We start from the raw sequence: 6475 nt of genomic DNA, 5'->3' as shown, positions 1-6475 counted from the left end.
GATGAAGCCGGCCAGCGACAGCATGGCGGTGGTGGCGATGGCGATGCCGAACAGGCCCGCCAGGTTATAGGTGACGATGATGCCGACGATGATCACCAGCGCCGGCATGGCGGTGGACTCAAGCGACATGGCCAGGCCCTGGATCACGTTGGTGCCGTGGCCGGAGACCGAGGCCTTGGCCACCGACTTCACCGGCCGGAACCCCGTGCCGGTGTAGTACTCGGTGATCACGACGATCAGCGCGGTGACGACCAGGCCCGCGATGCCGCAGCCGAACAGGCTGTCGGCGTCGAAGGTCTTGGTCCCCACCGTCATCGCGGTGGTGACGAGCCTGTGCATCACCCACCAGATCGCGCCGACCGACAGGATGCCGGTGACGATCAGGCCCTGGTAGAGCGCGCCCATGATGTTGTTGGACTTGCCCAGGCGCACGGCGAAGGTGCCGATGATCGAGGTGACGATGCAGACGCCGCAGATGGCCAGCGGCAGCAGCATCATGTTGGAGACCACCTCGGTCCCGGCGCTGGCGAAGAAGATCGCCGCCAGCACCATGGTGGCGACCGTGGTCACCGCATAGGTCTCGAACAGGTCGGCGGCCATGCCGGCGCAGTCGCCGACGTTGTCGCCCACGTTGTCGGCGATGGTCGCGGCGTTGCGCGGGTCATCTTCCGGAATGCCGGCCTCGACCTTGCCCACCATGTCGCCGCCCACGTCGGCGCCCTTGGTGAAGATGCCGCCGCCCAGACGGGCGAAGATCGAGATCAGCGAGGCGCCGAAGCCCAGCGCAACCAGGCTGTCGACCACTTCGCGGCTGGTGTTCTCGTGGCCGAGCGGGCCGGTGAGCACCATGTAGTAGCCGGCGACGCCGATCAGGGCGAAACCCGCCACCAGCATGCCGGTGATGGCGCCCGAGCGGAACGCCAGCGACAGCCCCTTGGCGAGGCTTTCCGAGGCCGCCTGGGCCGTGCGGACGTTGGCGCGCACCGAGATCAGCATGCCGACGAAGCCGGCGGCCCCCGACAGGATCGCCCCGATGGCGAAGCCGATGGCGGCCAGCGGTCCGATCAGGACGCCGACGAGCACCAGGATCACCACCCCGACCAGGCCGATGGTGGTGTACTGCTTGTTCAGATAGGCCTGCGCACCCTCCTGGATGGCGGCGGCGATCTCCTGCATCTTCGCATTGCCGGGCGAGGCCCGGAGCAGCGAGGCCGTCTGCACGGCGCCGTAAAGCACCGCCAGCAGGCCGGCTGCGATCACCAGCATCAAAGTCGAACTCATGTCGTGCGCACCCCTTTACGATCGCGCGGAGGGGGATCGACAGCCGCGTCGTGGACGCAGCTCCGGCTCGCTCCCAGCCCCAGTGTTTCCCCAAAAATGCGGAGCGCGCTCTCTTGGCGGCCCCGTTCAAGAGGCGCGAAGGTGCCAAAGTTGGACACCCGGCGCAACCTGCGGCGCGGGAGATGGCCTCAGGGGTGGTCCGGCGCCGTCGGCCGCGGCGGCATGACGCGCTTCTGCGGGGTCTGGGAAGTGACGCTCACCGAGGCCACGACGCCCGGGCCGGTGATGGCGGCCGCGTCGCGGGTCATGGCCGCGATCAGCTTGGCCTCGTCGATCCTCGACCAGTCGTTGGCCAGGACGAAGGGGGTGCGGTGGCCGTCGCGCACCAGGGCGTCGCGGAACGCCGGCTCCCGGTCGCGGGCCTTGATGATGTCGGCCCCGCCCTTCAGGTTCACCCGCACGTAGACGAACACATAGTTGACCAGCCGCCCGTCGATGACGATCGGCATGGCGACCGGCTGCAGGTCGACGTACTGGCCGACCTCCTTGGGCTTTTCCGCCGCATGGGCGGGGCCGGCCAGGATCAGCAGGGGCAGGACGAGCCGGCGCAGGCGCTTGATCATGGCCCGCAGCCTAGCAGCCCGTCCCTTTCCGCAAGGTTGAAGGTCGCATGACCCCGGGTCTGCCGGGTGGTATCCTCGAAAGAAAAACGCCCAGGGAGGCGATGCGCCATGCACCTCAGCCGCCGCCAGGCCGCCAGCGCCCTGCTCGCCCTCGCCGCGACCGGCGCCCCGCTCTCGCAATCCCTCGCCCAGGCCCTTGCGCCGGAAGAGCCGCCGAAGGACACGCCGGGCGATGCGCCCACCGAGTTCGGGGCCGGCCACGACGGCTACGAACACATGCTGGCCCCGGTCAGCGTCAACGGCCAGGGCCCCTTCCAATTCCTGATGGACACCGGGGCCAACACCTCCTGCGTCTCCCGCGACCTGGCGGATCGGCTGATGCTCGCCGGCACCGCCCCGGCCTTGATCCACACCGTCGTGGGCGTGCGCGAGCGGCCCACGGTGATGATCGACCGCCTGCAGGTCGGCGACCGCAGCCGCAAGGCGGTGCGCGCCGCGACGCTGCCCCTCAACAAGGGCCTCGACGGCGTGCTGGGCGTCGACTGGCTGGAGGGCCAGCGCCTGGTCCTGGCGTTCAAGGCCAAGTCCATCTCCATCGCCCGCTCGGTGCGCGACGTCGCCGTGGACGGCTCGGTCATCGTGCCGGCGCGCCGCCGCATGGGCCAGTTGACCATCGTCGACGCCGACCTCAGCGGAAGGCCGATCAGCGCCATGATCGACTCCGGCTCGCAGATGACCATCGCCAACACCGCCCTGCGCACGCTGGTCGCCGCCGACAATCGCCGCCGCGGCGCCAGCGACACCTACCCGCAGGTCGGCATGGAGACCCTGGCGGGCGAGCCGTTCTCGGGCGAGATGCTGTACCTGCCGTTCTTGCGGCTGGGTGGGCTGCAACTGGGCAATGTGCCCGTGGTCCACGCCAACATGCACGTCTTCGACCTGTGGGGCCTGAAGGCGAAGCCGGCCCTCGTGCTGGGCATGGACCTCCTGACCCAGTTTGACACCGTGTCGCTGGACTTCGGCCGCTCGCAGGTCCGCTTCGACCTGGCCGCCGGCCAGTTCACGCCGTCGAGCCCTCGCGGGCGGTCGACCTAACCCGGCCGGCGACCCTGGGGCTTGGGGCCACGGGGTTTGCCGCCCTGGGGCTTGCCGCCCTTCGGGGGCGGGCCGCCGCGAGGCGGGCCCGGCCGAGGGCCCGGGCGAGGCCCGCGCGGACGGTCGGCGGCCGGCGGGGCCGCGGCAGGCTCGATGCGGATGTCGCCCTCCGCCGCACCCTTCACCGCCTGGCGGAAGCGGGCCTCCGTCTCCGCGACGATTTCGAACTTGGTCTCGCGGTCGAAGATGCGGATCTGGCCGATGTCCTTCTTCGTCACATGGCCCAGGCGGCAGATCAGCGGGATCAGCCACTTGGGGTCGGCGTTGTTCTGGCGGCCGATCGGCATGCGGAACCATTCCGCGCCGACGCTGTCGACCCGGTGCGAGGGACGCGGGCCGGCGGGACCCTCCTGCAACGGGTCGTAGGCCGCCGCCCCGCCGCGCGGGCGCGCCGAGGGGATGATCTGGCCGGCCTCCCGCGCGTCGTCGAACAGGTCCTCCGGCTCGGGCAGGCGCTGCCGCTGCAGGCGGATCAGGGCCACGGCCACCGCCTCCGGCGAACGGTCGGCCAGGATGCGGCCGGCGAGCGTCAGGTCTTCCTCGGACGCCGGGGCCTGCAGGATCGGGTCGTCGAGCAGGCGCTGCTGGTCCTTGGCGCGGATCTCGTCGGCGAGCGGCGGGCCGGACCAGCCGGCGTCTATGCTGGCCGAATCCAGCAGGCGCTCGGTGAAGCGGCGCTTGTTGTAGGGGACCACCAGGACCGAGACGCCCTTCTTGCCGGCCCGTCCCGTGCGGCCGCTCCGGTGCAGCAGGCCGGCCTTGTTGACCGGCAGCTCGGCGTGGATCACCAGGCCCAGGTCCGGCAGGTCCAGGCCGCGGGCGGCGACATCCGTTGCGACGCAGGCCCGCGCATGGCCGTCGCGCAGCGCCTGAAGCGCGTCGGAGCGCTCCTTCTGGGTCATCTCGCCGGACAGGGCGACGGCGGAGAAGCCGCGTTCGCGCAGCGCGCTGTGCAGGTGGCGCACCTTCTCGCGGGTGTTGCAGAACACCAGCGCTCCGGGGCTTTCGAAGTAGCGCAGCAGGTTGACCACCGCGTGCTCGACCTCGTTCGGGGCGACCCGGACGGCGCGGTATTCGATATCCCCGTGGGCCTCGTCGCGGCGCAGGGTGTCGATGCGGACGGCGTCGCGCTGATAGCGCCGCGCCAGGGTGGCGATCTCCTTGGCGATGGTGGCGGAGAACAAGAGCGTCCGCCGCTCCACGGGCGTGGAGTCCAGGATCTCCTCCAGGTCCTCGCGGAAGCCGAGGTCGAGCATCTCGTCGGCCTCGTCGAGCACCACGACCTTCAGGGCCGACAGGTCCAGAGCGCCGCGCTCGATGTGGTCGCGCAGGCGGCCGGGGGTTCCGACGACCACATGGGCGCCGGCCTGCAGGGCGCGGCGCTCGGCGCGCGGGTCCATGCCGCCGACGCAGGTGGCCACCCGGGCGCCGGCCTCGGCGTAGAGCCATTCGAGCTCGCGGCTCACCTGCAGCGCCAGTTCGCGGGTGGGCGCGACGACGAGGGCCAAGGGGGCTTCGGCGCGGCCGAACCGCGGGTGCTCGCCCAACAGGCCGCGGGCCAGGGCCAGGCCGAAGGCGACCGTCTTGCCGGATCCCGTCTGGGCCGAGACCAGCAGGTCGCGCTCGTCCGGCTCGCGCAGGACCGCGGCCTGGACCGGCGTCGGCTCCTGATAACCCTGCTGGGCGAGGGCGCGTTCGAGCGCGGGATGGGTGGCGGGAAACGGCATGCAAGGTCCTTGAGTCCGCCCACGAAACGCAGCGGACGCGCCAAAAGCCGCAGCGGGCCCGACAAAGCAAGCCCCGAGACCGCAGGCTCCCGGTCAGAGGGCCGGCTGTCGGGCCTCCCGCAAGGCGGCGTCCTCGGCCCGGATACGGACCCACAGCATAGCGGCGTTGAGCACGGAGAACACCAGGGCATAGGCGGTCAGGCCGAAGACCAGCGGCAGGACGGCGATCTCGCCGGCCACCACCACATAGTTCGGGTGCGGCAGGAACCGGTAGGGCCCCTTGCGCACCAGGGCCTCTCCGGGGACCACGATGATCCGCGTCGTCCACCGCGGCCCGAGGGAGGCCAGCACCCACAGCCGCAGGCCTTCCAGCGCCAGATAGACCGCCAGCCACGCCGGGTTCGCCGGCCAGTCCCAGGCGAACCACCACAGGCCGGCCAACCAGACGGCGTGCAGGGCGACCATCAGCGGATAATTCTCCGCCCCGCGCTCGATCCCGCCCGCGGCCAGCAGGCGGGCGGTGTTGCGGCGCGCGATGACCAGTTCGCCGATGCGCTGGACCGTGACCAGGGCCAGGATGACGACGGAGACGATCATGCCGCCTCGAGGGTCACCGTGCTGGCGGTGAAGCCCGGCCCTAGGGCGGTGACCAGCGAACGCTTCGACAAGCCGGCGCGGCGGGCGCGGTCTAGTATGAACAGCACCGTGGGCGAGGACATGTTGCCGTGGTCGGCCAGCACCTCGCGCTCATGGTCCAGCGCGCCCTGCCCCAGCCCCAGCGCGCCCTCCAGGGCCTCGATCACCTTCATGCCGCCGGGGTGGCAGATGAACCGGTCGATGTCCTCCAGGCGCAGGTCCTGGCGGGCCAGCATGGCCTCGACCACCGGCCGGATCTCCCGGCGCACGAAGGGCGGCAGGGCCTGGTCGAGGACGACCGCGAGGCCGCCTTCGCCGATCCGCCAGCCCATGACGCCCAGGGTGTCCGGCCAGGTATGCTCCGCGCAGCCGGTGACCGCGGCGAAGCCGTCGGCGCCGCTGGAGACCACGCAGGCCGCCGCGCCGTCGCCGAAGATCGCGGTCGAGATGATGTCGGTTTTGGAAAGCTCTTCCAGGCGGAAGGCCAGCGAGCAGAGCTCGACGCAGACCAGTAGCACCTTGGCGCCCGGCTGGGCCTTGGCCAGGCGATAGGCCAGCGACAGGCCGGTCGCCCCGCCCGCGCAGCCCACCCCGAACAGCGGGACGCGCGCGGCGTCGGAGCGGAAGCCCATGCGGCCCATGGCGCGCGCTTCCAGGCTGGGCGTGGAGACACCGGTGGTCGAGACCGTGACGATGGCGTCCACCTCGGCGCCGCTCAGGCCCGCCTCGGCCAGCGCCGCCTCCGCCGCCCGGCAGAAGAGGTCGAGCGCGACTTCGTCATAGACCGCGGCGCGGTCGGCCCAGCCGTGCGGCTGCAGGTACCAGTCCACCGGCCGGGCGATCTGGCGATGGCGCACGCCGGCGCGGTCGAACACCGGCCCCATGCGGACGAACTCCGGGAAGCGGGAGATGAAGATCCGATGGGCGACCTCGAAAACATCGTCCTGGGCGAGATCGTTCGGCGGCGAGGCGGTGGCGAGGGACAGCAGCTTCACGGAGGCGGTCATGGTCGATCCTGAGCTGTCCTCGGATCGCAACCCGCCGCCACGGCGG

The 6475-nt window shown here is 71.3% G+C and carries 6 protein-coding genes; 1 reads left to right on the top strand and 5 read right to left on the bottom strand.

Annotation, left to right across the window (positions count from 1 at the left end):
- Together VNW53_RS11290 and VNW53_RS11285 are read right to left on the bottom strand one after the other, a co-directional pair.
- Positions 1-1281, bottom strand: a 1281-nt coding sequence (locus tag VNW53_RS11290) for a sodium/proton-translocating pyrophosphatase (RefSeq protein WP_325555747.1), incomplete at its 3' end; no start/stop codon positions are given.
- A gap of 188 nt (positions 1282-1469) precedes the next feature.
- Positions 1470-1904 (bottom strand): hypothetical protein, encoded by a 435-nt coding sequence (locus VNW53_RS11285; protein WP_325555746.1) that lies wholly within the window; start codon positions 1902-1904, stop codon positions 1470-1472.
- A 108-nt stretch (positions 1905-2012) separates the two neighbouring features.
- Here VNW53_RS11285 and VNW53_RS11280 point away from each other — a divergent pair, with 108 nt between their 5' ends.
- Positions 2013-2999 (top strand): retroviral-like aspartic protease family protein, encoded by a 987-nt coding sequence (locus tag VNW53_RS11280; RefSeq protein WP_325555745.1) that lies wholly within the window; start codon positions 2013-2015, stop codon positions 2997-2999.
- Here VNW53_RS11280 and VNW53_RS11275 read toward each other — a convergent pair.
- The 3 genes from VNW53_RS11275 to VNW53_RS11265 form a co-directional block, all read right to left on the bottom strand.
- A complete protein-coding gene (locus VNW53_RS11275; protein WP_325555744.1) occupies positions 2996-4786 on the bottom strand; it encodes a DEAD/DEAH box helicase in 1791 nt (596 codons plus the stop codon). The two genes, VNW53_RS11280 and VNW53_RS11275, sit on opposite strands and share 4 nt — an antisense overlap.
- 93 nt (positions 4787-4879) lie before the next feature.
- Positions 4880-5383: an isoprenylcysteine carboxyl methyltransferase family protein gene (locus VNW53_RS11270; protein ID WP_325555743.1), complete on the bottom strand. Its 504-nt coding sequence runs from the start codon at positions 5381-5383 to the stop codon at positions 4880-4882.
- Positions 5380-6429, bottom strand: coding sequence for a type III polyketide synthase (locus VNW53_RS11265; protein WP_325555742.1), 1050 nt, complete (start codon positions 6427-6429; stop codon positions 5380-5382). Before VNW53_RS11265 ends, VNW53_RS11270 begins: the two co-directional genes overlap by 4 nt.
- Positions 6430-6475: the final 46 nt, after the last annotated feature.

Source organism: Phenylobacterium sp., from assembly GCF_035569475.1.
Taxonomy (GTDB): domain Bacteria; phylum Pseudomonadota; class Alphaproteobacteria; order Caulobacterales; family Caulobacteraceae; genus Phenylobacterium.
This window is presented reverse-complemented; position numbering and strand designations above follow the sequence as displayed.